25 protein-coding genes are annotated in these 20,527 nt (G+C 66.4%); 17 read left to right on the top strand and 8 right to left on the bottom strand.

Going from position 1 to position 20,527, the window contains the following annotated elements; all coding sequences use genetic code 11:
- Positions 1 to 53 precede the first annotated feature (53 nt).
- From EYW42_RS01980 to EYW42_RS01970, 3 genes are all read left to right on the top strand, one after another.
- The gene (locus tag EYW42_RS01980) at positions 54 to 509 is read left to right on the top strand and encodes a bis(5'-nucleosyl)-tetraphosphatase (protein WP_135533577.1); all 456 of its coding nucleotides are present in this window, start codon (positions 54 to 56) and stop codon (positions 507 to 509) included.
- Positions 510 to 642: 133 nt separating this feature from the next.
- The gene (locus EYW42_RS01975) at positions 643 to 1,740 is read left to right on the top strand and encodes a DUF5787 family protein (RefSeq protein ID WP_135533576.1); all 1,098 of its coding nucleotides are present in this window, start codon (positions 643 to 645) and stop codon (positions 1,738 to 1,740) included.
- A gap of 138 nt (positions 1,741 to 1,878) precedes the next feature.
- Entirely contained in the window at positions 1,879 to 2,199 is a 321-nt protein-coding gene (locus EYW42_RS01970) for a DUF7344 domain-containing protein (RefSeq protein WP_135533575.1), read from the top strand.
- A 173-nt stretch (positions 2,200 to 2,372) separates the two neighbouring features.
- Here EYW42_RS01970 and EYW42_RS01965 read toward each other — a convergent pair whose 3' ends face one another.
- Positions 2,373 to 2,873 (bottom strand): DUF5797 family protein, encoded by a 501-nt coding sequence (locus EYW42_RS01965; protein WP_135533574.1) that lies wholly within the window; start codon positions 2,871 to 2,873, stop codon positions 2,373 to 2,375.
- Positions 2,874 to 2,987: 114 nt separating this feature from the next.
- Between EYW42_RS01965 and EYW42_RS01960 the strand changes: the two genes are divergently transcribed.
- The 3 genes from EYW42_RS01960 (at position 2,988) to EYW42_RS01950 (ending at position 4,374) form a co-directional block, all read left to right on the top strand.
- A complete protein-coding gene (locus EYW42_RS01960) occupies positions 2,988 to 3,269 on the top strand; it encodes a DUF5789 family protein (protein WP_135533573.1) in 282 nt (93 codons plus the stop codon).
- A 43-nt stretch (positions 3,270 to 3,312) separates the two neighbouring features.
- Positions 3,313 to 3,624 (top strand): transcription factor S, encoded by a 312-nt coding sequence (locus EYW42_RS01955; protein WP_135533572.1) that lies wholly within the window; start codon positions 3,313 to 3,315, stop codon positions 3,622 to 3,624.
- Between the two features lie 303 nt (positions 3,625 to 3,927).
- Positions 3,928 to 4,374, top strand: a complete 447-nt coding sequence (locus tag EYW42_RS01950; protein ID WP_135533571.1) for an NUDIX domain-containing protein — start codon at positions 3,928 to 3,930, stop codon at positions 4,372 to 4,374.
- On the opposite strand, the gene EYW42_RS01945 is transcribed toward EYW42_RS01950, so the two are convergent.
- The 3 genes from EYW42_RS01945 to EYW42_RS01935 are packed head-to-tail and all read right to left on the bottom strand — an operon-like array spanning position 4,355 to position 5,987.
- A complete protein-coding gene (locus tag EYW42_RS01945) occupies positions 4,355 to 5,077 on the bottom strand; it encodes a methyltransferase domain-containing protein (RefSeq protein WP_135533570.1) in 723 nt (240 codons plus the stop codon). The genes EYW42_RS01950 and EYW42_RS01945 overlap by 20 nt on opposite strands.
- Positions 5,074 to 5,469: a nascent polypeptide-associated complex protein gene (locus EYW42_RS01940; RefSeq protein ID WP_135533569.1), complete on the bottom strand. Its 396-nt coding sequence runs from the start codon at positions 5,467 to 5,469 to the stop codon at positions 5,074 to 5,076. The genes EYW42_RS01945 and EYW42_RS01940 overlap by 4 nt, the downstream gene beginning before the upstream one ends.
- Positions 5,470 to 5,510: 41 nt before the next feature.
- On the bottom strand, positions 5,511 to 5,987 hold the full coding sequence (locus tag EYW42_RS01935; protein WP_135534022.1) for a PUA domain-containing protein: 477 nt from the start codon (positions 5,985 to 5,987) through the stop codon (positions 5,511 to 5,513).
- A gap of 175 nt (positions 5,988 to 6,162) precedes the next feature.
- Between EYW42_RS01935 and EYW42_RS19650 the strand changes: the two genes are divergently transcribed.
- The gene (locus EYW42_RS19650; RefSeq protein ID WP_168192927.1) at positions 6,163 to 6,339 is read left to right on the top strand and encodes a hypothetical protein; all 177 of its coding nucleotides are present in this window, start codon (positions 6,163 to 6,165) and stop codon (positions 6,337 to 6,339) included.
- 38 nt (positions 6,340 to 6,377) lie between these two features.
- Here EYW42_RS19650 and EYW42_RS01930 read toward each other — a convergent pair whose 3' ends face one another.
- From EYW42_RS01930 to EYW42_RS01920, 3 genes are all read right to left on the bottom strand, one after another.
- On the bottom strand, positions 6,378 to 6,875 hold the full coding sequence (locus tag EYW42_RS01930) for a LabA-like NYN domain-containing protein (RefSeq protein WP_135533568.1): 498 nt from the start codon (positions 6,873 to 6,875) through the stop codon (positions 6,378 to 6,380).
- A gap of 64 nt (positions 6,876 to 6,939) precedes the next feature.
- Positions 6,940 to 7,143: a hypothetical protein gene (locus EYW42_RS01925; RefSeq protein ID WP_135533567.1), complete on the bottom strand. Its 204-nt coding sequence runs from the start codon at positions 7,141 to 7,143 to the stop codon at positions 6,940 to 6,942.
- A gap of 325 nt (positions 7,144 to 7,468) precedes the next feature.
- Entirely contained in the window at positions 7,469 to 8,299 is an 831-nt protein-coding gene (locus tag EYW42_RS01920) for a M48 family metallopeptidase (RefSeq protein ID WP_135533566.1), read from the bottom strand.
- A gap of 463 nt (positions 8,300 to 8,762) precedes the next feature.
- Between EYW42_RS01920 and dapA the strand changes: the two genes are divergently transcribed.
- The 9 genes from dapA (at position 8,763) to EYW42_RS01875 (ending at position 17,018) form a co-directional block, all read left to right on the top strand.
- Complete coding sequence (gene dapA / locus EYW42_RS01915) at positions 8,763 to 9,686, top strand: 4-hydroxy-tetrahydrodipicolinate synthase (protein ID WP_135533565.1); 924 nt, start codon at positions 8,763 to 8,765, stop codon at positions 9,684 to 9,686.
- Positions 9,683 to 10,474 carry a 4-hydroxy-tetrahydrodipicolinate reductase gene (dapB, locus tag EYW42_RS01910; protein ID WP_135533564.1) on the top strand — a complete coding sequence of 264 codons (792 nt, stop codon included), beginning with the start codon at positions 9,683 to 9,685 and terminating at the stop codon, positions 10,472 to 10,474. The genes dapA and dapB overlap by 4 nt, the downstream gene beginning before the upstream one ends.
- The gene (locus EYW42_RS01905; RefSeq protein ID WP_135533563.1) at positions 10,471 to 11,313 is read left to right on the top strand and encodes a 2,3,4,5-tetrahydropyridine-2,6-dicarboxylate N-succinyltransferase; all 843 of its coding nucleotides are present in this window, start codon (positions 10,471 to 10,473) and stop codon (positions 11,311 to 11,313) included. Before dapB ends, EYW42_RS01905 begins: the two co-directional genes overlap by 4 nt.
- The gene (lysA, locus tag EYW42_RS01900; RefSeq protein ID WP_135533562.1) at positions 11,310 to 12,563 is read left to right on the top strand and encodes a diaminopimelate decarboxylase; all 1,254 of its coding nucleotides are present in this window, start codon (positions 11,310 to 11,312) and stop codon (positions 12,561 to 12,563) included. The genes EYW42_RS01905 and lysA overlap by 4 nt, the downstream gene beginning before the upstream one ends.
- The gene (dapF, locus tag EYW42_RS01895) at positions 12,560 to 13,408 is read left to right on the top strand and encodes a diaminopimelate epimerase (RefSeq protein WP_135533561.1); all 849 of its coding nucleotides are present in this window, start codon (positions 12,560 to 12,562) and stop codon (positions 13,406 to 13,408) included. Before lysA ends, dapF begins: the two co-directional genes overlap by 4 nt.
- Complete coding sequence (locus tag EYW42_RS01890; RefSeq protein WP_135533560.1) at positions 13,405 to 14,502, top strand: M20/M25/M40 family metallo-hydrolase; 1,098 nt, start codon at positions 13,405 to 13,407, stop codon at positions 14,500 to 14,502. Before dapF ends, EYW42_RS01890 begins: the two co-directional genes overlap by 4 nt.
- Before the next feature lie 59 nt (positions 14,503 to 14,561).
- Positions 14,562 to 15,203, top strand: a complete 642-nt coding sequence (locus EYW42_RS01885; RefSeq protein ID WP_135533559.1) for a cyclase family protein — start codon at positions 14,562 to 14,564, stop codon at positions 15,201 to 15,203.
- 112 nt (positions 15,204 to 15,315) lie between these two features.
- Positions 15,316 to 16,233: an ABC transporter ATP-binding protein gene (locus EYW42_RS01880; protein WP_135533558.1), complete on the top strand. Its 918-nt coding sequence runs from the start codon at positions 15,316 to 15,318 to the stop codon at positions 16,231 to 16,233.
- Entirely contained in the window at positions 16,233 to 17,018 is a 786-nt protein-coding gene (locus EYW42_RS01875; protein WP_135533557.1) for an ABC transporter permease subunit, read from the top strand. The genes EYW42_RS01880 and EYW42_RS01875 overlap by 1 nt, the downstream gene beginning before the upstream one ends.
- Positions 17,019 to 17,166: 148 nt before the next feature.
- On the opposite strand, the gene purB is transcribed toward EYW42_RS01875, so the two are convergent.
- The gene (gene purB / locus EYW42_RS01870) at positions 17,167 to 18,558 is read right to left on the bottom strand and encodes an adenylosuccinate lyase (RefSeq protein ID WP_135533556.1); all 1,392 of its coding nucleotides are present in this window, start codon (positions 18,556 to 18,558) and stop codon (positions 17,167 to 17,169) included.
- 169 nt (positions 18,559 to 18,727) lie between these two features.
- Here purB and purH point away from each other — a divergent pair, with 169 nt between their 5' ends.
- On the top strand, positions 18,728 to 20,359 hold the full coding sequence (gene purH / locus EYW42_RS01865) for a bifunctional phosphoribosylaminoimidazolecarboxamide formyltransferase/IMP cyclohydrolase (protein WP_135533555.1): 1,632 nt from the start codon (positions 18,728 to 18,730) through the stop codon (positions 20,357 to 20,359).
- Positions 20,360 to 20,527: the final 168 nt, after the last annotated feature.

The following is a 20,527-nucleotide window of genomic DNA, read 5'->3' as shown; positions in this document are numbered from 1 at the left end:
CCCGGGTCCACGCTCCGGTATTCTCTTAAATGGTCACCGTTTAGGTAACGATAATGACGGTCGAAGCGACGAGCGCCGGCGCGATCCTCTTTCGGGATACGCGTGGTCGGCGCGAGTACCTCCTCCTGAAGAGCCGCCCCGGGGACTGGGAGTTTCCCAAAGGCGGCGTAGAGGGAGACGAGGAGCTACAGCAGACGGCGATACGAGAAGTACAGGAAGAAGCGGGTATCGAGGAGTTCCGCCTCCTCGACGGGTTCCGCAAGGATTACGACTACGTCTTCGAAGCCAACGGGAAGACCATCCACAAGACGGTCCACCTGTTCATCGCGAAATCCTTCGAGGCGAGCGCGGAGCTCTCTCACGAACACCGCGACCTCCAGTGGCGGGATTACGAGCAGGCGTTCAACACGGTGACCCAGGACGGTCCCCGCGAGATACTCGAGGACGCACACGAGTTCCTCGACGAACGGCTGGAGGACGACGAAGACGACGAGGAAAGCGAAGAATAACCGCTTAACGGGGATACGTGACCGGCGGGACGCTCCGCTCGGTCGACCGCGGATAGTGGCATCTGCGGCGTCGAGAACGGCACCGGCGGACCGAACCCGAACGCCTTAGCCGACGCGGCGACCACGGACTACCGTGTTACCTGGCGGTGACGCGGAGTTCGTCTTCGAGTTGCGGGTCTGTGGCTGGGCAGAACGCCACTGGCCCCCCGAGAGCGATGCGACCGACGACGCGACCAGCGTTGCGACCGACGACACGACCAGCGATGCGACCGACGACACGACCCATTTCGTCGCCCGCCAACTGGGCACCAAGCGGCGGCGCTGGGACACGGTGGTCGTGGAAACTGACCCGGCGGCCCTGAAGCGACGCGCCCGGTTCGGGCGCGACAGGCTGGACTCTGATCTCCTCCACGTCGTCCGTAACGCGCCGGTCGAGTGGGCATGGTACCGCGACGCGCTCCCGCATCCGGGCTACCCCTGGCAGTACGTCCGCGAGGCGGTCCACCGCGCCGACGACCGCGGCGTTCTCGACACTCGGCGGAACGGCAACCGGATCGAGATCCGGCAGAAGTGGCCCTATCCGGACTGGGTCGACCGGATCGTCGCTATCGAAAATAAGCCAGACCTCGACGCCCGCGCCGCCCGCACGCTTCAACCGCAACTCGAGCGCGACATCGCGCTCTCGCTCGCGGACGAAGTGTGGGTCGCCACCCGGGAAACGGACAGACGAGTCGAACCCGCGATGCTCGAAGACATTCCTGTCGAAGCAGGCATTCTGACGGTCGACGGTTCCGCCGATTCGGCGACGGTCGGCTGGCACCCTCGATCGCTTTCGGTCGGGGAGGCCGGGACGCGAATCACCGACCGGCCTTCGAACAGCGAGTACGACCAGTCAGCGGCGCGGTTCGAGTACGTCGACCCGGACGAGAAGGCGACGAAGCGCCTGGAAATCGCCGAACGGGCGTACGAGCGAGGGTGGCGCTCCTACGCCGATACGATGCGTCCGGACTGCCGTCAGTTCGAACTGCGCGCGGAGAACGGTCAGCTTCTGCCGTGGTGCGCGGCGAAACACCGCTGTCAGACGGCGGCGGAGTGCTCCGGGACATGTTCGTCGTACGAGCCGGAACCGCCCGCCTGGCGACAGCGCGGATGGCCGATCGAGGGCGGCCCGGGCAAACGGCTACAGCAGTTGCTCGCGGAGCGCCGCGACCGGAAACGGCCCGGTGAGTAGCGCCGGCTGGCCGCAGGCCGACGGAACTACGTTCATCTATATATCCGGTGATAGCGAAACGTTCGGTTCTTATACACGGCTAAGAGGCTGAACTACTTCGTCCCGAACGAGGACAGACCGCGGTAGTTCAGGGAACCCATGATAGAAACAAATCGCGCCGACCGCCAGAACGGAGTCCAAGCTATCGGTTCCAGTACAACCAGTCGACGCCACGAGTACGAACGGTACGTGCTGTGGTACACGTCATGTGAAGACGGAGCCGTGTCGCTGACGGATCTATCGACGGATCTCGTCTCCTGGGAGGAGACCGTACTGGGAGTCGAAAACCGGGGCAAGCGCCTCGACAGCGTACGGATCAAACTGTTCCACAAACACGTCCCTCGGCTGACCGACGACGGCGTCGTCGACTGGTACCGCGAGGACGGGACGATATACGTGGAACGCACCGCCGACGAGTGATGCCGTCGGCGGTCGTCGCGACAACCCGAACTCGCTGTGCGGTCGTCGGACACTAAGACAGGATCCATCGAGACTGCTGTAACTGTGTACCGGTATTCGCCGGCCCAAGTCAGCGAAACACCGAACTGACGTACAGCAGTCCCTACCAGTGGGCGACGCTACGAGCGTTCGCGCTACTCTCCGGCCACTTCCACGTCGACTTCGTCGCGTTCGACTGCGAGCCTGAACGTCGGCACAGTCCGGTACTCCACCTCGACGACGTCCTTGCGCCGGAGACTCTGTAGCGCTGACCGAACCTGTTCTGTCCCCGGGTCAACGTCGAACGTCTCGCGGAGTTTGTGCAGGACGGAGACGACGCTCTCGGAGCGCTCGTCCGGTCCGGCGAGTACCTCGAACACCTGTGACTGCAGCTCCGGCACCCGGATCACGTCGGGCGTCTCCCCCTCTACCGCCTCGACGCCCGGCTCCACGTCGACGAGGTCAGCCGCTTCCGCCGTCGCGCGGATGAGGCTGTTGTCGTCGCGGTAGTAGTACTCCCCGAGTTCGTCTTCGAGGTACGAGTGAACCTCGCTACCGCTCTCTACGCCCCAGCGTTCCTGCAGTTCCGCGTTTTTCGTGGGTTGTAGCTCCACGACATCGGCGAGGCGCTCACGGGCTTCGTCCGAGAGAGTCATTATCGACGCTAAGCGGAGGCGCTATTTCTGTTTTCCGTACCAGTTCCGTCCCGGTCCGTTCAGCTGACGTATCTAGCGATATGTAAAAGTCCCTCGGCCACGTTACGGGAACACATGACACGAACAGTCACCCGAAACCAGATGGAATCGCTGCTGGACGACCTCTCCTATCCGGTGATGCGCATCGACGCCGCCCGTGAGTTCGCGGACGTGACGCTCCAACTCGGTGACGGCGAAGTGAACCTCGGGGGACTTGTCTCCGAGACGAAAAACGACGCGTTCGATTCGATAGACGACCTGAAAACCGAACTCGACGACGTTCTGGAGTCTGACCACGACGACGTTCTCCCGGGGGAGGTGACGGGTCTCTCCGGCCGGTCCGAGAGCGACGGGTAACCACGTGGTTTAAATCAGTTGGACCGTCTATCTGCATCCAGTAATGGAGTTTTGCGACGAGTGCGGCTCTATGATGAAAGCGGAGGACGGACTCTGGGTCTGTTCGAGCTGCGGTAACGAGCAGATAAAGGACCCGGACGCGAACTACGTCATCACCGACGACCAGGAGGTCAGCGAGGTTATCGAATCCAGCACGGAGGAGAGTGGCCTCCCTACCACCGATGCGCGCTGTCCCGAGTGCGACAACGACCAGGCGCACTGGTACATGCAACAGATCCGCGCCGCCGACGAGTCGGAGACGCGGTTTTTCATCTGTACCGAGTGCGAGCACAAGTGGCGCGAGGACGATCACTAACCGCGACCTTTTGCGCTGTGTAGCGGGAAACACGCCGCGTCGCGGCGGTTTCCCTTGACTCGGCAAAAGCTCGACCAAAATCACGGCGTCGCTCCCGTCGCAGCGCCGAGGCGCTGCGGTGCCCTCCTTGGACCGCTCACTCACTTCGTTCGCTCGCGGGTGCATTGCTTGACGACTACCTGCCCTTCCCCGAGTCGTGCGGCGCTCGCCGCGAGGGCTCGCGCCGCGCTCCCGGCCCGTAGATGGTAGTCTGTAGCATCGAACGAACAGGTATTTATACCGGTTCTGCATATCCCGCAGTCCATGACCTGGCGCGAAATCCGGCCGCTGGCACTTGGGGCCGTTCGACGGGGGGACGAACTCATGCTCGCGGAGCATTACGACCCCGAGGAGGAGTACACGTTCTACCGGCCGCTCGGCGGCGGCATCGAGTTCGGCGAACACAGTGAGGAGGCAGTGGCGCGGGAGTTCGACGAGGAACTCGGCGTCGAACTCGACGAGATATCGTACGTCGACACATACGAGCGCGTGTTCTCGTTCGCGGACAGCGCCGGCCACGAGATATGGCGCCTGTACGAGGTGAGCATCGTCGAGGACTGGCCGTACGAGCGAGAGCGGTTCACGGCGGAAGAGCCGGAACTCGACGAGACGTTCGAGGTCGTCTGGAAGGACGCGTCGGACTTCGAAGACGGGGAAGAGATCCTCTACCCGCCGGAACTGATCGACGACCTCACTCGCGCCGGGCGATAGTCAGGTAGCCGGTGTGGCCAACGGGACTCGTCGACGGACGGGACCCGCGGTCGTCGAAGTCCATCTCACGGTCGATGGTTTCGAGGGTCCGTACGTCCGCCAAGCCGACCTCCCTGGCCGTCATCGCGACTTCTCGCGTGTCCTCGACGAACGGCGAGTAGACGACGATGAAGCCGCCACGAACGAGGAGGTCGGGCGCGTGTTCGACCACGGCGGGCGCGTCCTCGGTGTCGAGCGTTATCACGTCGAACTGGCCGAGGTCGTCGAGTACGTCGGTGACGTCGCCGGTCCGTACGTCGACGCAGTCCCCGACGTCCGCGGTTTCCATGTTCTCGCGGGCGACCGTTGCGAACTCCGCGTCGCGTTCGAACGTCAGCACGTCCGCGCCGATGCGTCCGAGATACGCCGCGAGGACGCCCGTGCCGGTGCCGGCGTCCAGCACCCTGTCCGCGGCCTCGACGCCCACTTCACCGACGATCCGTCCCACGTCACGGGGAACCATCGGCGCGCCGGTCCGGTCGAGGTGGTGAAACAGGTCCGGGCCGCGCAGGCGTCGAACCTGGAACTCGTCGCCGAGATGCGTCTCCAGCGTGTCGCCCGGCCGGACGTCCTCCGGCACATCGAGCACGCCGAGGTCGGTCTGGAGTTCTTCGCCCGGTTCTCTGAGATACTCGCGGTCGCCGTGAACGAGGACGACCGTCACTCTAGGCTGTCGACGGCCGCCGCGAGGTCGCCGTCGTTGTCTTCGAGCGCCTGACGCGCTTCGTCCTCGCCGGCACCGGTACGCTGTGCGACAATCATCACGTCGTCGTCAGGTATCTCGCCGGATCCGTCGCTCTCGCTTTCGGTTTCGTCGCCGCTCTCGATGCTGCCGGCCGCGCCGGAATCGCGGGATTCGGGTTCGCCGACGACCTGATAGGTTTGTTGCCCCTGCGCGTCCATGCGGGTCACTTCAGCGTCGTCGAACACGAGGTCCTCGTCCTCGGTTCGAATGATCACTTCCTGGGCGTCGAGTTCCTCGAAATCGATGCCCATCTGTTGCATCATCTGTTTCATCTTGCGGGGATCCATTCCCCCGCCGCCTCCTCCGAACATACTCGGAGGGTCACGTTACTCCGAGAAAAGACTGACGAACGTCATTCGCCGCCCGCGCCGACGCGCACCTTCACGGCCATCCCCGATTCGAAGTCGGTCATCGCGTCGGCGGAGAGTTCCGCGCGGCCGACGCCGAGCAGTTCGCCGGACCCGTGTACCACGAACACCTCGTCGTCGGGGCGGACGGCCGGATCGACCTCGTCGACGAACTTCGCGAAGACGTTGCGGCCGTCCCGGACGAACGGCTCACTCTCGTCGCCGACGACGACCCGCCCCGCGGGCGGTTCGAACGCCGCCGCGAGGCGACGGCCGCCAGCGAGTCCGAGCGTGAATCGACCGTCAGTCCCGTGCGAGACGAGGCGTCCCCCCGCCGCAATGACCTGCTGGGGGCGGCCGGTGCTGGTGCGTTTGATCTCCAGGTCCTCGTCGGGCGGAAACAGCGCCGCTCCGGCGCCGCTACCGAACTGGTAGTCTGCGACGGTGCGGAGGCGGGCGAGGTCGCGAGCGTCACCGGTCATCGGACGGTGTTTCGCGCCTGCATCCGAAAGCCCTTCGACACGCAGTCGCCGGGCTGCCTCGAACGTCATCGGGAAATCGCTTATACGGATTCACGGTTATTGTCAACTTATACCACGCCGTCGTCGGGCGGTTTCAGAGAAAGCTATAAACCTTGAGTCCGTACTAACTGTCACTATGAACACGAAAAAAGTCGCGTTGGGGGTCGTGCTGCTGGCGGTGAGTAGCGCGATTCTCCTGGCTACTGGTGTACTGCAGGAAAGCGCCCTACTCATTCCGGCCGCTATTGCCTCACTCGGCATGGCCGCGGGCGCTTTGCTCGTCGGTACTGCGGGTAGCGGTCGCCCGGTGTAGTTTCTCCGCGCCCGGACAGCGAGGACGGCGGCCGGCGTTTACAGCAGGAACGTATCGGACCGTTCGCTCAGGTCGATGAACTCGTCAGCAGCATCTAACAGGTCCTCGGACGCGGACTCGTTGAAACCCATCGCCTCGACGCGGACGCCCTCGTGACGCAGGTGCGAACAGAGCCTGGAGAAGTCGCCGTCGCCCGTACAGAGTATTATCGTGTCGACGTGAGACGTAAGCGTCACCGCGTCAAGGCACATGCCGACGTCCCAGTCCGCCTTCTTCGACCCGTCTTGGAACGTCTTGATGTCCTTTATCTTCGTCTCGTAGCCGATGTCGGTCAGCGCGTCGAAGAAACTCTCCTCCTCGGGCGAGTCCGCGCGTATGACGTACGCGATGGCTCTGACGAGTTCGCGGTCCTGCACTCCCTTTTCGAGGAGCGCAGAGTAGTCGATGTTGCGACTGTAAATGCTTTGGGCGGTGTGATAGAGGTTCTGCGCGTCGGCGAGCATCGCCACGCGCTGGCCTGAATGGATATCTACCATACCCGAACGTGTGTCGGGGGCCAGTAAAATGGCTTCGGGGACGGACGTAGTAGGGCCCGCCCGCTTACGCCCACGCAGTCGTTGCCTTCACTTCCTCCCTGTCGTGGGCGGCGTGGTACACGTCGACCGGCGACGGCTGCTGGTTTAACCGGAGGCGGGCGCGGTACTCGATGGTCGACTCGCAGCTTCGGGCACAGGTATCCGACGGGTCCGTCGACACCCGCAGGATCGCCGACTCCTCATCGGATCCGGCGGGCGGACTGAACACAGAGACAGACAACGATTCGCAGGGATCGTTTGTCCGAATCCGGCCGGAGACGACGATCACCGCGTTCGAACGGAAGTCGACTGTCGCGCGTTATCCGTCCCCCGGCAGCGGGCATCGATTCGGTCTATCGTCTTGTCCTCGGCACGGAACTTGTAGTTGTTATCGGAGCCGGTCAGCGCCGTACAGCCGGAACAGAGCGCTACGGCCGTCGTGAGAATCGTCCTCCGTGGGACGGACGAAAAGGACACGGATCGACCGTTCGCGCGCCCGGTGAAATTATTTTTGGTTTAATTATGCAGAAATAATGTGCCCGGGTCCGGCGTCGTCAGTAACTCCGGAGCTTCTCGATACGCTTCTCGACCGGCGGATGCGTCGCGAGGATCTTCTTCATGAGGCCGCCTTCGCTGTCGAAGATGCAAAGCGCGCTCACGTCGTCGCCGACGCGGCTCTCACGACCCTGGGAGCCGTGCTGGATCTTCTCTAAGGCGCGAGCGAGGGGTTCGCCGCTCCCGATGTACTGCGCCGCGTCGCTGTCGGCCACGTACTCGCGGTACCGCGAGATGGCGAGTACGAACAGCATGACGAACATCTGGGTGAGTATCCCCGCGATGTAGCCGAGCACGAAGTCGGCGATGTCGTTGTCGCCCGAGAGCATCACCGCCCACTGGACCGCGATCCCGAAGATGGAGGCTATCGACTGCCCGAGCACCATCGTGATCACGTCGCGGTTGTCGATGTGTGCAAGTTCGTGCGCGATGACGCCTTCGAGTTCGTCGCGGTCGAGGAGTTGGATGAGTTCCCGCGAGACGACCACGACGCCCGCACCGCGCCGACCGGTCGCGAAGGCGTTCGGCACGCCCATGTCCGCGACCATTAGCTTCGGCTTGTCCATGTTCATCTCGAAGCAGATATCCTCGACCGTCTTGTGGATCCCCGAGTACTGCTGTTCGTCCATCTCTTCGGCCCCGACGCTTCGGAGCGACAGCCACTTGCCGACCTTGTACTGGAAGACGGCGAAGAGGACGGTACCGACGAGAACGAACGGCCATGCGCCCGTACCGAACAGCAGGAGCGCGAACCCGGCTCCTGCCAGATAAAAGGCGAACAGAATGGTTCCGACGAACGCCATCCTGAGCTTGAGTCCTATATGTCTCATGCCCGAAAGTATCCCCCGAAGCGGTATAAATTTCTTGGTGAGACTGTCGAGAGTTATTCTGTCAGCCGGGCGGTATACTCCCGAAGAGAAACTATCGTGGCGTTTGCAACTGTTTCAGACCACACGACTGTGTGCGATCAGGTGTGTATTAGCTTTCAGTGACTACTGTACGGCATGGTCAACGTCCACGGCGGGGCGCGCTGTTGCCGCTCTCGCGGAGGCAGGTTTCGCGGAGTGCGCAAGTACTAAGCGTGAGCGTTCCCGATCCGTCGGTAATGGCAGACACCGCTCGTCCGCAGTTCGTTCGGTCGACGAGTGGTGCGGCCGCTATTCTGAAACCGAAAAAACGCGCGTGACCAGTGCTCGCGGCGAGGGTGGCGTCCTCGTCCCGGGTGCGTCCGAAGGCACCGCGCAGTAACCGTCACGCGGACCACCGACATCAGACACACTCACAGCAACGATCATGACACGCGATATCGACTTCGACGGCGTCTACCCGGCGCTCACGACGCCGTTCGACGCGGACCAGAGCATCGATTTCGACCAACTACGCTCGGACGTACGGCGACTCGAAACCGCCGGCGTCGACGGCGTCGTCCCCGTCGGCTCCACGGGGGAGAGCGCGACGCTCACTCACGACGAACACGTCGAGGTCGTCGAGGCCGTCGTCGAGGCCGTCGAGGACGTTCCCGTCATCGCGGGCACCGGGAGCAACAACACCCGCGAGGCGCTCGAACTCTCCGAGCGAGCGGCCGACGCCGGTGCGGACGCGCTCTTGCTCATCTCGCCGTACTACAACAAGCCGGAACAGCAGGGCCTGGTCCGGCACTACGAGACCATCGCCGACGCCGTCGACCTGCCGCAGATAGTCTACAACGTCCCCTCGCGGACGGGTCGTAACGTCGACCCCGACACCGCCGCCGAACTGGCGACCCACGAGAACATCACGGGCTTCAAGGCCGCGAGCGGCGACCTCGGCCAGATAACCGAGATCGTCGAACGGACCCGCGACGAGCAGTTCGCCGTGCTCTCTGGCGACGACGCGCTGACGCTGCCGATGATCTCCGTCGGCGCTTCGGGCGCTATCAGCGTCGCCGGGAACGTCGAACCGGAGCGCACCTGCGCGATGGTCGGCGCGGCGCTGGCCGGCGATTACGAGCGCGCCCGGGCGATCCACCACGAACTCGGCGAACTGTTCCGCGCGCTGTTCGTCGAGACGAACCCCATCCCGGTCAAGGAGGCCATGCAGATCCGCGGTCACGGGTCGGCGCGCGTTCGCTCGCCGCTCACCCGCCTCTCCGAGACGCACCGCGACTACCTTCAGGACGTTCTCGACGACCTCGTCGACGAGGACCTGGAAGACGAGTACGCGGAGGTGGAGCGGTGACCGTCCGACTCGCGATCACCGGCGCGACCGGTCGGATGGGCCGGGAACTGATCGCCGAGGCGAACGGCCGCGACGACGCGGAGGTCGTTCTGGCGGTCAACCGCGACCCCGACGAGGGGACGGTCGAGGGCGTCGAAGTGGATGATGCCGCCGACTTCCCGGCGCTCGTCGCGGACCGAGAACCGAACGTCGTCGTCGACTTCACCGGTCCCGAGTCCAGCGTCGAGTACGTCGAGGCCGCGGCCGACGCCGGCGTCCCGGCCGTCGTCGGCACGACCGGCTTCTCCGACGACCAGATAGACGCCCTCCGCGCGGCGAGCGATGAAGTGCCGGTGCTCAAGGCGGCCAACTTCGCCCGCGGCGTTCAGGCGCTGCTCGATGTCGTCGGCGACGCCGTCGCGAACCTGCCGGGCTACGACGTGGAACTCGTCGAGACCCACCACAACGCGAAGCGCGACGCTCCCAGCGGCACCGCGAAGTCCATTCTGAGGGAGATAGAGGGCGCTCGCCGAACCGCGGACGGGCAGACGGGCGAACAACGCGTCCACGGCCGCGAGGGCGAGGCTCCACGCGAGGACGGCGAGATCGGCGTTCACGCGCTTCGGGCGGGCGACATCACCGGCGAGCACGAGGTGTTGATCGCCGGGAACCATGAGGAGGTGCGGCTCACCCACCGCGCGGAGAGTCGCGGCGTGTTCGCCGCGGGCGCGGTGGACGCCGCAGTCTGGATAGCGCAACAGGAATACGGCTGGTACGACTTCGGTGACGTACTGGAGGAATCAGCATGAGTCAGGCGACGCTTCAATCGGATATCGAGGACCTATGGCAGCGCTACCAGAACGACGAGATCGACGCAGAGAGCGCGGGCGCTGACGCCGCGGACACGCTCGAAGCGTTTCTGGATGCTCTGGAGGCGGGCGAGGTGCGTGCCGCGGAGAAGCAGGGAAGCGACTGGGTGGCCAACGAGTGGGTGAAAGAGGGGATCCTGCTCAACTTCGGCCTCCGCGAGACCGAACCGCGAGAGTACGGCGGCGTCCGGTACCACGACGTGCTTCCGCTGCGTGACACCGCGGACCTCGGCGAGCGCGGCACGCGTAACACTCCGGACGGCACCACGATCCGCCGCGGCGCGTACCTCGGCGAGGACTGCATCATGATGAGCCCGAGCTTCGTCAACGTCGGCGCATACGTCGGCGACGGCACGCTCGTCGACTCGGCAGACACCGTCGGCTCCTGCGCGCAGATCGGCGAGAACGTCAAACTCGGTGCGAACACGCTGATCGGCGGCGTGCTCGAACCCGTCGAGGACGCCCCCGTCATCGTCGAGGACGACGTGTCCCTCGGCGCAGGCTGTCGAGTCACCAGCGGGTTCGTCGTCGGCGAGGGGTCGGTCGTCGGGGAGAACACGCTGCTGACGCCGCGGATCCCCGTCTACGACCTCGTCGAGGAGGAAGTCGTTTACGGCGTACTGCCGCCCGAACGCCGGGCGTTCACCCGCTTCGTCGAGTCGTCCGTCGGCGAGCACGACCTGTTCGAGGGCGGCGCGTACAAGCCGGCGGTGGTTGCAACGGACATCGAACAGCAGACGCTGGAAGCGTCCGCAAAGGAGGACACGCTTCGGGAATGAGCACGGCGAACCCGGCGGTGCGCAGGCTGGACGACTGGGACGCGGAGCGACTCCGCGCCCTCCGTGACGAGTACGACAGCCCGCTGTACGTCCTCGACCTGAACCGCGTCCGGGAGAACTACCGCCGCCTCGCGCGGGCGTTCCCCGACGCCGACGTTCGATACGCCGCGAAGGCGAACACGCTCAGACACGCGCTCGCGGCGCTCGGCGAGTCCGGCGCGGGGATCGAGTGCGCCTCGGCGGGCGAAGTCGCGCGGGCGCTCGACGCGCTCCGCGGCGTCGCCGACGACCCCGGGGCTCGGGTCCAGTACACCGCCGTCAACCCGCCGGACGTCGACCTCGACACCGTCGTGGGACTGTGGAACGACTTCCCCGCCCTCACGGTCACCGTCGGGGCCGAAGACACCGTCGACCGCCTCGAAGAACGGGGGTACGACGGCCGCCTCTGCGTCCGCGTGAACCCCGGTATCGGCGCGGGCCACCACGAGAAGGTCCGCACCGGCGCGAACGCGAAGTTCGGCGTCCCGTACGACCGCGCGACGGACCTCCTCGCGGACGCCGCGGACCGCGGGTTCGACGTGGTCGGGATCCACGCCCACGCCGGCAGCGGTATCTCCGGCGACGACCTCTCGGCGCACCGCGAACTCGTCTCGCGGATGGGCGACCTGGCGCGCGACTCGCCGGTCGACCTGGAGTTCGTGGATATCGGCGGCGGGTTCGGCGTGCCGTACGGACCGGACGAGAACCCGCTCGACCTCGACGCGGTCGCCGAGGCCACGCGCGAGGCGCTTGGCGACGTGGACGCCCGACTGGCTATCGAACCCGGGCGCTATCTCGTCGCGGACGCGGGCGTCCTGCTGACGGACGTAAACACGGTGAAAGAGACGGCGGCGACGACCGTCGTCGGCGTCGACGCGGGGATGACGACGCTGCTCCGGCCGGCGATGTACGACGCGTCTCACCGCATCCGGAACCTTGCGACGGACGCGGACGGCCGCGATACCGTCTCCCAGACCGTCACGGGTCCGATCTGCGAGAGCGCGGACGTGTTCGGCTCGGACCTCGACCTGCCCGCGCCGGAACGGGGCGACGTGCTCGCGCTCGGCAACGCCGGCGCGTACGGCTACGAGATGGCGAGCCAATACAACACCCGGCCGCGCCCGGCGACGGTCGTGCTGGACCGCGGCGAGGCGTGTCTGGCACGCCGCCGAGAGACGGTAGACGACCTGACCAGACTGGAGGAATTATGATCCGCTACGAGAAGTACCACGGAACGGGTAACGATTTTGTGATCGTCGACGCGAACGCCGATGTCCCGGACTGGAGCGCGTTCGCGACGGCCTACTGCGACCGCGAGACGGGCGTCGGCGCTGACGATCCGGACCGGGAGACGGGCGCTGACGGCGTGCTCGTCCTCGATCTGGACGCCGCCCCGACAGCACCCGAAGTCGAGATGCGACTCTACCAGCCGGACGGCGGCACCGCCGCGATGTGCGGCAACGGCGCGCGCTGCGTCGCGCGGTGGGTCGCCGACCGCACAGGCACGGAAGAGGTGATCATCCACACGCCCGCCGGCACTCGTCGCGCGGAGGTCCACGGCGACGAGGTCGCGGTCGAGATGGGCGTCCCATCGTTCGATTCGGCCGACATCCCGCTCAACCGAGATCGTCCGCTGGTCGAGGAGCAGGTCGAAGGCTGGGAGGTGACGGCGCTGACGACCGGCGTCCCCCACGCGGTGATCTTCGTCGACGACGTTTCCGACGTCGACGTCGAGGCCGCCGCGCCCGCCGTCCGCCACGCCGACGTGTTCCCCGAGGGTGCGAACGTGAACTTCGCCGCCGAGACCGCATCCGGCTTCGACCAGCGAACCTTCGAGCGCGGCGTCGAGGGCGAGACGGACGCCTGCGGCACCGGTGCCGTCGCCGTCGCCGCGGCCGCCCGCCGCATCGGGCTGACCGACGACGAGTCTGTGTCAGTTTCGCCGCCCGGCGGCGACCTGACCGTGCTGATCCCGCGCAAGGGGCCCGCGGTGCTTCGCGGCCCCGTCACCCGCGAGTTCGAGGGCGAACTCTCGCCGACCCCGACCCAGCCATGACGTTCGACCCCGTCGACTTTCTGACGGACGCGGTCCCCATCGACTCCACCGAAACCGTAGAACCGATGCGGGAGTTCCTCGTCGGGACGCTTTCCGACCACGGCGTCGAGGCGAGGGTCGACGACGCCGGCAACATCGTCGCCACCCGCGGGTCGGGCGACCCGCACGTCGTGTTGAATACGCACATCGACACCGTGCCGCCGCACGTGCCGTACGAGCGCGGACCGGCACGCGACGACGAGGCGGCCGGCGGCGAGGTGATCCGCGGCCGCGGCTCCTGCGACGCGAAGGGGCCGCTCGCCGCGCTTCTCTCTGCGTTTCTCGCGGTCGACCCCGACGGCGGGCGAGTCACGCTCGCGGTCACGCCCGACGAGGAGACGCTGTCGACGGGCGCGGCGGCGCTTGACCTCGCTGCCGATTACTACGTCGTCGGCGAACCGACCGGTCTCGACGTGTGCAACGCCGCGAAGGGACGGTTTCAGGGGACGGTCACGCTCGGCGGCGAGAACGCACACGCCGCGGAACCCGACGACGGCGTCAACGCCGTCTCGGCGCTCCGGGAAGTCGTCGACGCGCTGGAAACGTTCGACGGCCGCTCGGACGCGCCGGGCGTCCACGCCGACCTCGGCGGGCCGACGCTGACGCCGACGACCGTCGACGGCGGCACCGCGACGAACCAGATACCCGCCGAGTGCGAGGTGGTCGTCGACCGCCGGAGCGTGCCGCCGGAGACGAGCGAGGGGTTTCGGTCGGCGATTTCGGCGCACCTGCGTGACTACGTCCCGGACGACGTGACCGTCACCTTCGACCTGACCGACCGCGAGAGCCCGTTTCTCGAAGCGTTTTCGACGCCGGCTGACGACCCGCTGGTGACGACGCTGGCGGCGGCGGCCGGCGGCGAGGTGCGGCCGTTCACCGCCGCGACGGAGGCGTCGTACTTCGCCGCGGACGCACCGACGGTCGTGTTCGGCCCGGGCTATCTCGCCGACGAGGAGGGTGCGGTGGCGCACTCGGACCGCGAGTACGTCCCCGTCGACGAGGTTCGCGAGGCGGCCGAGGCGGTGGAGGCGACGCTCGACGCCCTGCGTGACTGAGCGGTCGTCCCGAGCGGTCCACGGCCACGTTTTTCCCCGCAGTGGTCGACGCTACGAGCGTGACCCATCACGACCTTACCCACCCCGTCGAGACCGATATGCCGACGTTCCCCGGCGATCCGTCCGTGTCGGTCGACCCGCACGCTACCGTCGAGGCGGACGGCTACCGCGTCGGAGCGCTCTCACTCGGAACGCACGCCGGCACCCACGTCGACGCGCCGTGTCACACCGAACCCGACGGCGAGACGATAGACGACTACCCGGCGGAGACCTTCGTCTTCGACGCCGTCGTCGCCGACCTCCGCGGCCGCGACCCGCGGTCGGCGATCCGTCCTGACGACCTGCCGGATGCCGACGCCGAGATGGTCGTCCTCCGGACGGGATGGGCCGACCGCTGGGGCGAGGCGGCGTACGTCGACCACCCGTTTCTCTCGCCGGCCGCCGCGGACTACTGCGTCGAGCGGGGGTACCACGTCGGGACGGACGGCGCGAGCGTGGACCCGTCCCCGTCCGCGAACGCGACGGCGGACGAACCGGCGGGCGTTCCGGCCCATCACGCCCTGCTCGGCGCGGACCGGTTTATCGTGGAGAACCTGACGAACCTCGGCGACCCACCGGCCCGGTTCGAACTTCGGGCGTACCCGCTGCCGGTGAGCGACGGCGACGGGTCGCCGGTCCGCGCCGTCGCGGTAGTGGAGTGAGCGCCAAGCGCCGGCGGCCCGGCAGGGCGAACTGACTGTTCGGGACGGCCCACCCCCCGACCGCGGTCCGATGAACGGTAAATTCATCCGTTCACTGGTTGAAAATCACTGAATGGCCGCTATCGAGGTAAACGGCCTCACCAAGGACTACGGTGAGGTGCTCGCCAACGACGATGTCACGTTCGACGTCGCCGAGGGAGAGGTCTTCGGCTATCTGGGTCCGAACGGAGCAGGTAAGACGACGACGATCCGCACGCTGATGGGGTTCCAGTCGCCGACTACGGGGTCCGGGACGCTCCTCGGCGCGGACGTGCGGACGGAAGAGGAACTGCTCGCGGCGAAGCGTCGGATCGGCTATCTACCGGCGACACCGTCGTTCGACGAGACGGCGACGGGACAGCGGGTGCTTGACCTGCACGCGTCGATAAAGGGCGACGAGCGTCGCGACGAGTTGCTGGAACTGTTCGACCCGCCGCTTTCCCGGCCGATCCGGGAGTATTCGACGGGAAACGCCCAGAAGCTCGGTCTCGTACAGGCGTTCATGCACGACCCAGACCTAGTGGTGATGGACGAACCGACCTCGGGGCTGGACCCGCTGATGCAGCGGCGCTTCGAGGAGTTCGTCCGCGCCGAGCGCAGCGCCGGGACGACGGTGTTTCTCTCCTCGCACGTGCTGAGCGAGGTGCGGCGGCTCTGTGACCGCGTCGGCGTCATCCGGGACGGCCGCATCGTCACCGTCGAGAGCGTCGCCGACCTGCTCGGACGGTCGGGCAAGTCGGTGCTGGCGCGGGTCGACGACCGGGTCGCGGCGGACGACGTGACGCTGTCGGGCGTTCACGACCTGTCGGTCAGGGACGCAACCGTCCCCGACGATTCGGCCGCCCCCGGCCCCGTCACCGAGCTAACGTTCACCTACACCGGCGACGTGAACGAACTGGTCGACTTCCTCGACCGCTTCGACCTGCTGGAACTCGACGTGGAAGAGGCACCGCTTGAGGACGTGTTCATGCGGTTTTACGGGGACGACTGATGCTCGAAATTGCCCGCTACGACGGCCGAAAGCGCCTGACCGGAGCGCTGGCGATGACCGTCGGCATCGCCGCACTGACGGCGATGTACGTCGGCCTGTTTCCGTCGATAACGTCGGCGGCAAACCTGGACGAGATCATCGCGGCCTACCCGCCCGCCTTTCGCGAGGCGTTCGACATCCGGACGATGAACACTATCGAGGGCTTTCTCGCCACGCAGCTGTACGCCTTCGCGTGGGTGATCCTGCTCGGCCTCTACTTCGCGTACGCTGCGGCCGGGCTGGTCGCGGCCGACGTGGAGCGCGGCCGGATGGACATGACTCTCTCGCTACCCGTCTCGCGGGGCCGGGTCGTACTGGAGAAGTTCGCCTCGCTGAGCGTGCCGCTTTTCGTCGCCAACGCGGCGATGCCGGTCGTCGTGTTCGTCTCCACGCTCGCCATCGGCGAGGAGGTGGCGATGGAGCGCGTGCTGATGGCCCACGTCCTCTCGGTGCCGTACCTGCTCGCCTGCGCCGGGATCGGCCTCCTCGCATCGGTCGTCGTCGACCGTGCGTCGGTCGCCCAGCGGGCCGCCGCGGGAGCCGTGTTCGCGCTGTTTCTCGTCGAATCCGTGGTGGCGGGAACCGACCTCGAACCGCTGGGCGCGTTGTCGCCGACGCGGTACTACGTTCCCAGCGAGATACTGGTCGACGGAACCTACGACCTCGGCGGGGCGGCGGCCCTGCTGGCGGGGACGGCGGTTCTCGTGTTACTGAGTCGCGAGTGGTTCCGACGGAGAGACGTGTAAACGGTTTCAGCGACGCCGAGCACGAGCGGATACGCATGCGATTGCGGATGACCCGCTCGCACCTGTTCCGCCGCCCCGACGGTGACAGCCGAACTCGAGCGACCGAGCGTCAGAGACGTCTGTCCGACAGCGTGAGAGCGCCGCCGGCCTACCGACCGCCGTCAGCGCCGTCGACCAGTTCGTCCGCGATGCCGGTGTAGCTGTCCGGCGAGAGCGCCCGCAGTTCCGCGCGCGTCTCGTCGTCGACGTCTAAGTCGTCGAACAGGTCGCGGAAGTCCTCGATGGCGACCGACTGCCCGCGAGTGAGTTCCTTGACCTGTTCGTACGCGTCCTCGTGGCCCTCTCGCCGGAGGATGGTCTGGACCGCCTCGCCGATGACTTCGGGCGTGGCGTTCAGGTCGTCGCGCATCACCTGCTCGTTCGGAACAACCGTTTCCAGGCCAGAGAGCGCCTTCGAGTAGCCGATCAGGCAGTGTGAGAACGCCGCACCGATGTTTCGCTTGACCGTCGAGTCAGAGAGGTCGCGCTGGAGGCGGGACTTCGTGACGTAGTCCGCGAGGAAAGAGAGGTCACTGTTTGCCTTCGAGAGATTCCCTTCGCTGTTCTCGAAGTCGATGGGGTTGACCTTGTGCGGCATCGTCGACGACCCCGTCTCGCCCTCGGTCGCTTTCTGTCCGAGGTAGCGGTCGCTGACGTACAGCCACACGTCTAGGTCGAGGTCGAGGAGAACGTTGTTCGCGCCGCGGAGGGCGTCGAACAGCTCAGCGAGGTCGTCACAGGGGTTGACCTGCGTCGTCAGGGGTTCGTATTCCATCCCGAGCCCGGTGACGAACTCCTCGGCGAACGCCTGCCAGTCGACGCCCGGGAAGGCGGCGACGTGGGCCGCGAAGGTGCCGCTCGCACCGCCGAGTTTCCCGCTGATGCCGTCGAGCGCCCGCCGGATACGTCCGGTGGCGCGCCCGAGACGAGCGGCGTAGACGGCCATCTCCTTGCCGAACGTAGTCGGCGTCGCGGGCTGGCCGTGGGTCCGGGCGAGCATCGGCAGGTCGCGGTACTCCCGGGCCATGTCGGCGACGGCGTCGCGGACGTCGCGGAGTTCCGACAGCAGTACCTCCTCGACGGCGGGGCCGACGAGCAGTCGGTGCGCGAGGTTGTTCACGTCCTCACTGGTGAGTCCGAAGTGGATCCACGCGGAGACGTGGTCCATCTCGTCGGCCAGATGGTGACGGATGTAGTACTCGACGGCTTTCACGTCGTGATTCGTCGCCTCGAACTCGCCGTAGCCCTCGGTCTCTAGCTGCTTGATCAGGCGGGCGTCCTCCTCCGCGAAGTCCTTGTACAGGACGCGGAGCGTCTGTCGCTCCCCGGTGTCGAGTTCCAGCGGCGTCGCGTCGAGGTCAGCGAGCGCGACCAGATACTCCACCTCGACGCGAACGCGGGCGCGCATCAACGCGGCCTCGCTCGCGTAGGGTGCCAGGGGCGCAGTCCGATTCGCATAGCGCCCGTCAAGCGGCGATACGGCGTGCAGGGATTCGGTCATACTCGTGGGTGCCGCGCGCCGAGGCAAAAGGATGTCGGAACGAGAAATAGCACGGACGTGGATAGGTTGGGTAGTATCGGGAGTGAATTCGGATTTGTTGTACACATTTGTGCATACCAACTCGCTCTCGACCGCAACTACTTTCCCGTCCGCGGGCTCGCTTCGAAACATGAACGTCGCAGGAATCGCCAGCAACCGCGGTCGAAACCTGATGCACATCGCCGACGAGTCGCCGGGCGACGCCGAGATCGCCGTCGTCCTGACCAACGACGCGGACGCGCCGGTTCTCGACGAGGCGGAGAAACGCGGCATTCCGACGGAGGCAGTCGAACGCACCGACGGCGAGGACCGCCGTTCGCACGAGCGCCGCGTCGTCGACGCCCTTGACGACTACGACGTCGATCTGGTCTGTCTCGACGGCTACATGCGCATCCTCTCGGACGAGTTCCTGGAGGCCGCACCGACGACCCTGAACGTCCACCCCTCGCTCCTGCCGTCGTTTCCTGGGACGGACGCCTGGGGAGACGCGCTCGACGCCGGCGTCGACATCACCGGCTGTACCGTCCACGTCGTCACCGACGCCACGGACGAGGACGGCGAGGTCGTCGACGAACTCGTCGACGCCGGCCCGGTCGTCACGCAGGAACCGGTCCCGGTGTACGAGGGCGACGACGAGGACGATCTCGCGGACCGAGTGCTGTACCAGGGCGAGTTCAAGGCGTACCCGCGCGCTGTCGAGTGGTTCGCCGATGACCGCGTTGCCGTCGACCACGACGCGAACGCCGTCCGAGTCGAGGGCGACGAGGCCGCCGACCTGCCCGACCGCCGCGTCACGAGTGAGGACCGCGCGGCTGACCTGCGATACGGCGAAAACCCCCATCAGGACGCCGCGCTGTACGCCGACCGCACCTGCGAGGAGGAAAGCGTCGTGGACGCTCCCCAACTGAACGAGGGGGCGAAGGCGCTCAGCTACAACAACTACAACGACGCCGACGCCGCGTTGAATCTCGTCAAGGAGTTTGACCGCCCCGCCGCGGCCGTCATCAAACACACCAACCCGGCTGGCTGTGCCACCGCTGACTCGCTGGCCGAGGCGTACGAGCGCGCGCTGTCGACCGACGCCAAGAGCGCGTTCGGCGGCATCGTCGCCCTCAACCGCGAGTGCGACGGCGCAACCGCCGAGCAGGTCGTCGACTCGTTCAAGGAGGTCGTCGTCGCACCGGGCTACACCGACGACGCGCTCGACACGCTGTTCGAGAAGGACAACCTACGCGTGCTCGACGTCGGGCGCGGAACAGACGAAGGCGAGTTCGGCGAGATCAGCGAAGCCCACACCGAAAAGGACCTCGTCGGCGGCACGTTAGTCCAGGAGCGCGACCAGCAGGCGCCCGCTCCCGAGGACCTCGAAGTCGTCACCGAGCGCGACCCGACCGACGAGGAAGTCGAGTCGCTCCTGTTCGCCTGGCAGACGATCAAACACGTCAAATCCAACGCTATCCTGTTCGCGACGGGCACCGAGACGGTCGGCGTCGGCGCGGGACAGGTCTCACGCGTGGACGCAGTCGAGATAGCGAAGATGAAAGCCGAGACGGACGCAGAGGGCAAGTCGGCCGACGGGGCGGTGATGGCCTCCGACGCGTTCTTCCCGTTCCCGGATGCCATCGAGGCCGCCGCCGAGGCCGGTATCGAGGCGGTCGTACAGCCGGGCGGGTCCGTCAACGACGACGACGTGATCGAGGCCGCGAACGAACACGATATGGCGATGGTGTTCACCGGCAGTCGGGCGTTCCGTCACGACTGAGCGGGACGCTATCGCTCTAGCAGCGTTTCGCCGACTCCCGGTCCGTCGGCGACGAGGCGACCGAGGAGGATGGCCTGAACCCCGAGAGCAAGTGCGGCCGAGCCCCGAAAGCAATACCGAGACCACGGGTCGCAACACCCCGTTCCGAAGGGCTAAAGCGAGCGGCGG

The organism is Halostella pelagica (assembly GCF_004762015.1).
GTDB lineage: Archaea > Halobacteriota > Halobacteria > Halobacteriales > Natronoarchaeaceae > Halostella > Halostella pelagica.
This window is presented reverse-complemented; position numbering and strand designations above follow the sequence as displayed.

What these genes read in the sequence shown, in the direction of transcription:
- lysA (WP_135533562.1), top strand. Translation starts at nt 11,310, where the DNA reads ATGAGCACGGCGAACCCGGCGGTGCGCAGGCTGGACGACTGGGACGCG.
- EYW42_RS01875 (WP_135533557.1), top strand. Translation starts at nt 16,233, where the DNA reads ATGCTCGAAATTGCCCGCTACGACGGCCGAAAGCGCCTGACCGGAGCG.
- EYW42_RS01970 (WP_135533575.1), top strand. Translation starts at nt 1,879, where the DNA reads ATGATAGAAACAAATCGCGCCGACCGCCAGAACGGAGTCCAAGCTATC.
- dapF (WP_135533561.1), top strand. Translation starts at nt 12,560, where the DNA reads ATGATCCGCTACGAGAAGTACCACGGAACGGGTAACGATTTTGTGATC.
- EYW42_RS01940 (WP_135533569.1), bottom strand. Translation starts at nt 5,469, where the DNA reads ATGTTCGGAGGAGGCGGCGGGGGAATGGATCCCCGCAAGATGAAACAG.
- EYW42_RS01905 (WP_135533563.1), top strand. Translation starts at nt 10,471, where the DNA reads ATGAGTCAGGCGACGCTTCAATCGGATATCGAGGACCTATGGCAGCGC.
- EYW42_RS01960 (WP_135533573.1), top strand. Translation starts at nt 2,988, where the DNA reads ATGACACGAACAGTCACCCGAAACCAGATGGAATCGCTGCTGGACGAC.
- EYW42_RS01930 (WP_135533568.1), bottom strand. Translation starts at nt 6,875, where the DNA reads ATGGTAGATATCCATTCAGGCCAGCGCGTGGCGATGCTCGCCGACGCG.
- EYW42_RS01955 (WP_135533572.1), top strand. Translation starts at nt 3,313, where the DNA reads ATGGAGTTTTGCGACGAGTGCGGCTCTATGATGAAAGCGGAGGACGGA.
- EYW42_RS19650 (WP_168192927.1), top strand. Translation starts at nt 6,163, where the DNA reads ATGAACACGAAAAAAGTCGCGTTGGGGGTCGTGCTGCTGGCGGTGAGT.
- EYW42_RS01920 (WP_135533566.1), bottom strand. Translation starts at nt 8,299, where the DNA reads ATGAGACATATAGGACTCAAGCTCAGGATGGCGTTCGTCGGAACCATT.
- purH (WP_135533555.1), top strand. Translation starts at nt 18,728, where the DNA reads ATGAACGTCGCAGGAATCGCCAGCAACCGCGGTCGAAACCTGATGCAC.
- EYW42_RS01890 (WP_135533560.1), top strand. Translation starts at nt 13,405, where the DNA reads ATGACGTTCGACCCCGTCGACTTTCTGACGGACGCGGTCCCCATCGAC.
- EYW42_RS01965 (WP_135533574.1), bottom strand. Translation starts at nt 2,873, where the DNA reads ATGACTCTCTCGGACGAAGCCCGTGAGCGCCTCGCCGATGTCGTGGAG.
- dapA (WP_135533565.1), top strand. Translation starts at nt 8,763, where the DNA reads ATGACACGCGATATCGACTTCGACGGCGTCTACCCGGCGCTCACGACG.
- EYW42_RS01935 (WP_135534022.1), bottom strand. Translation starts at nt 5,987, where the DNA reads ATGACCGGTGACGCTCGCGACCTCGCCCGCCTCCGCACCGTCGCAGAC.
- EYW42_RS01880 (WP_135533558.1), top strand. Translation starts at nt 15,316, where the DNA reads ATGGCCGCTATCGAGGTAAACGGCCTCACCAAGGACTACGGTGAGGTG.
- EYW42_RS01980 (WP_135533577.1), top strand. Translation starts at nt 54, where the DNA reads ATGACGGTCGAAGCGACGAGCGCCGGCGCGATCCTCTTTCGGGATACG.
- purB (WP_135533556.1), bottom strand. Translation starts at nt 18,558, where the DNA reads ATGACCGAATCCCTGCACGCCGTATCGCCGCTTGACGGGCGCTATGCG.
- EYW42_RS01950 (WP_135533571.1), top strand. Translation starts at nt 3,928, where the DNA reads ATGACCTGGCGCGAAATCCGGCCGCTGGCACTTGGGGCCGTTCGACGG.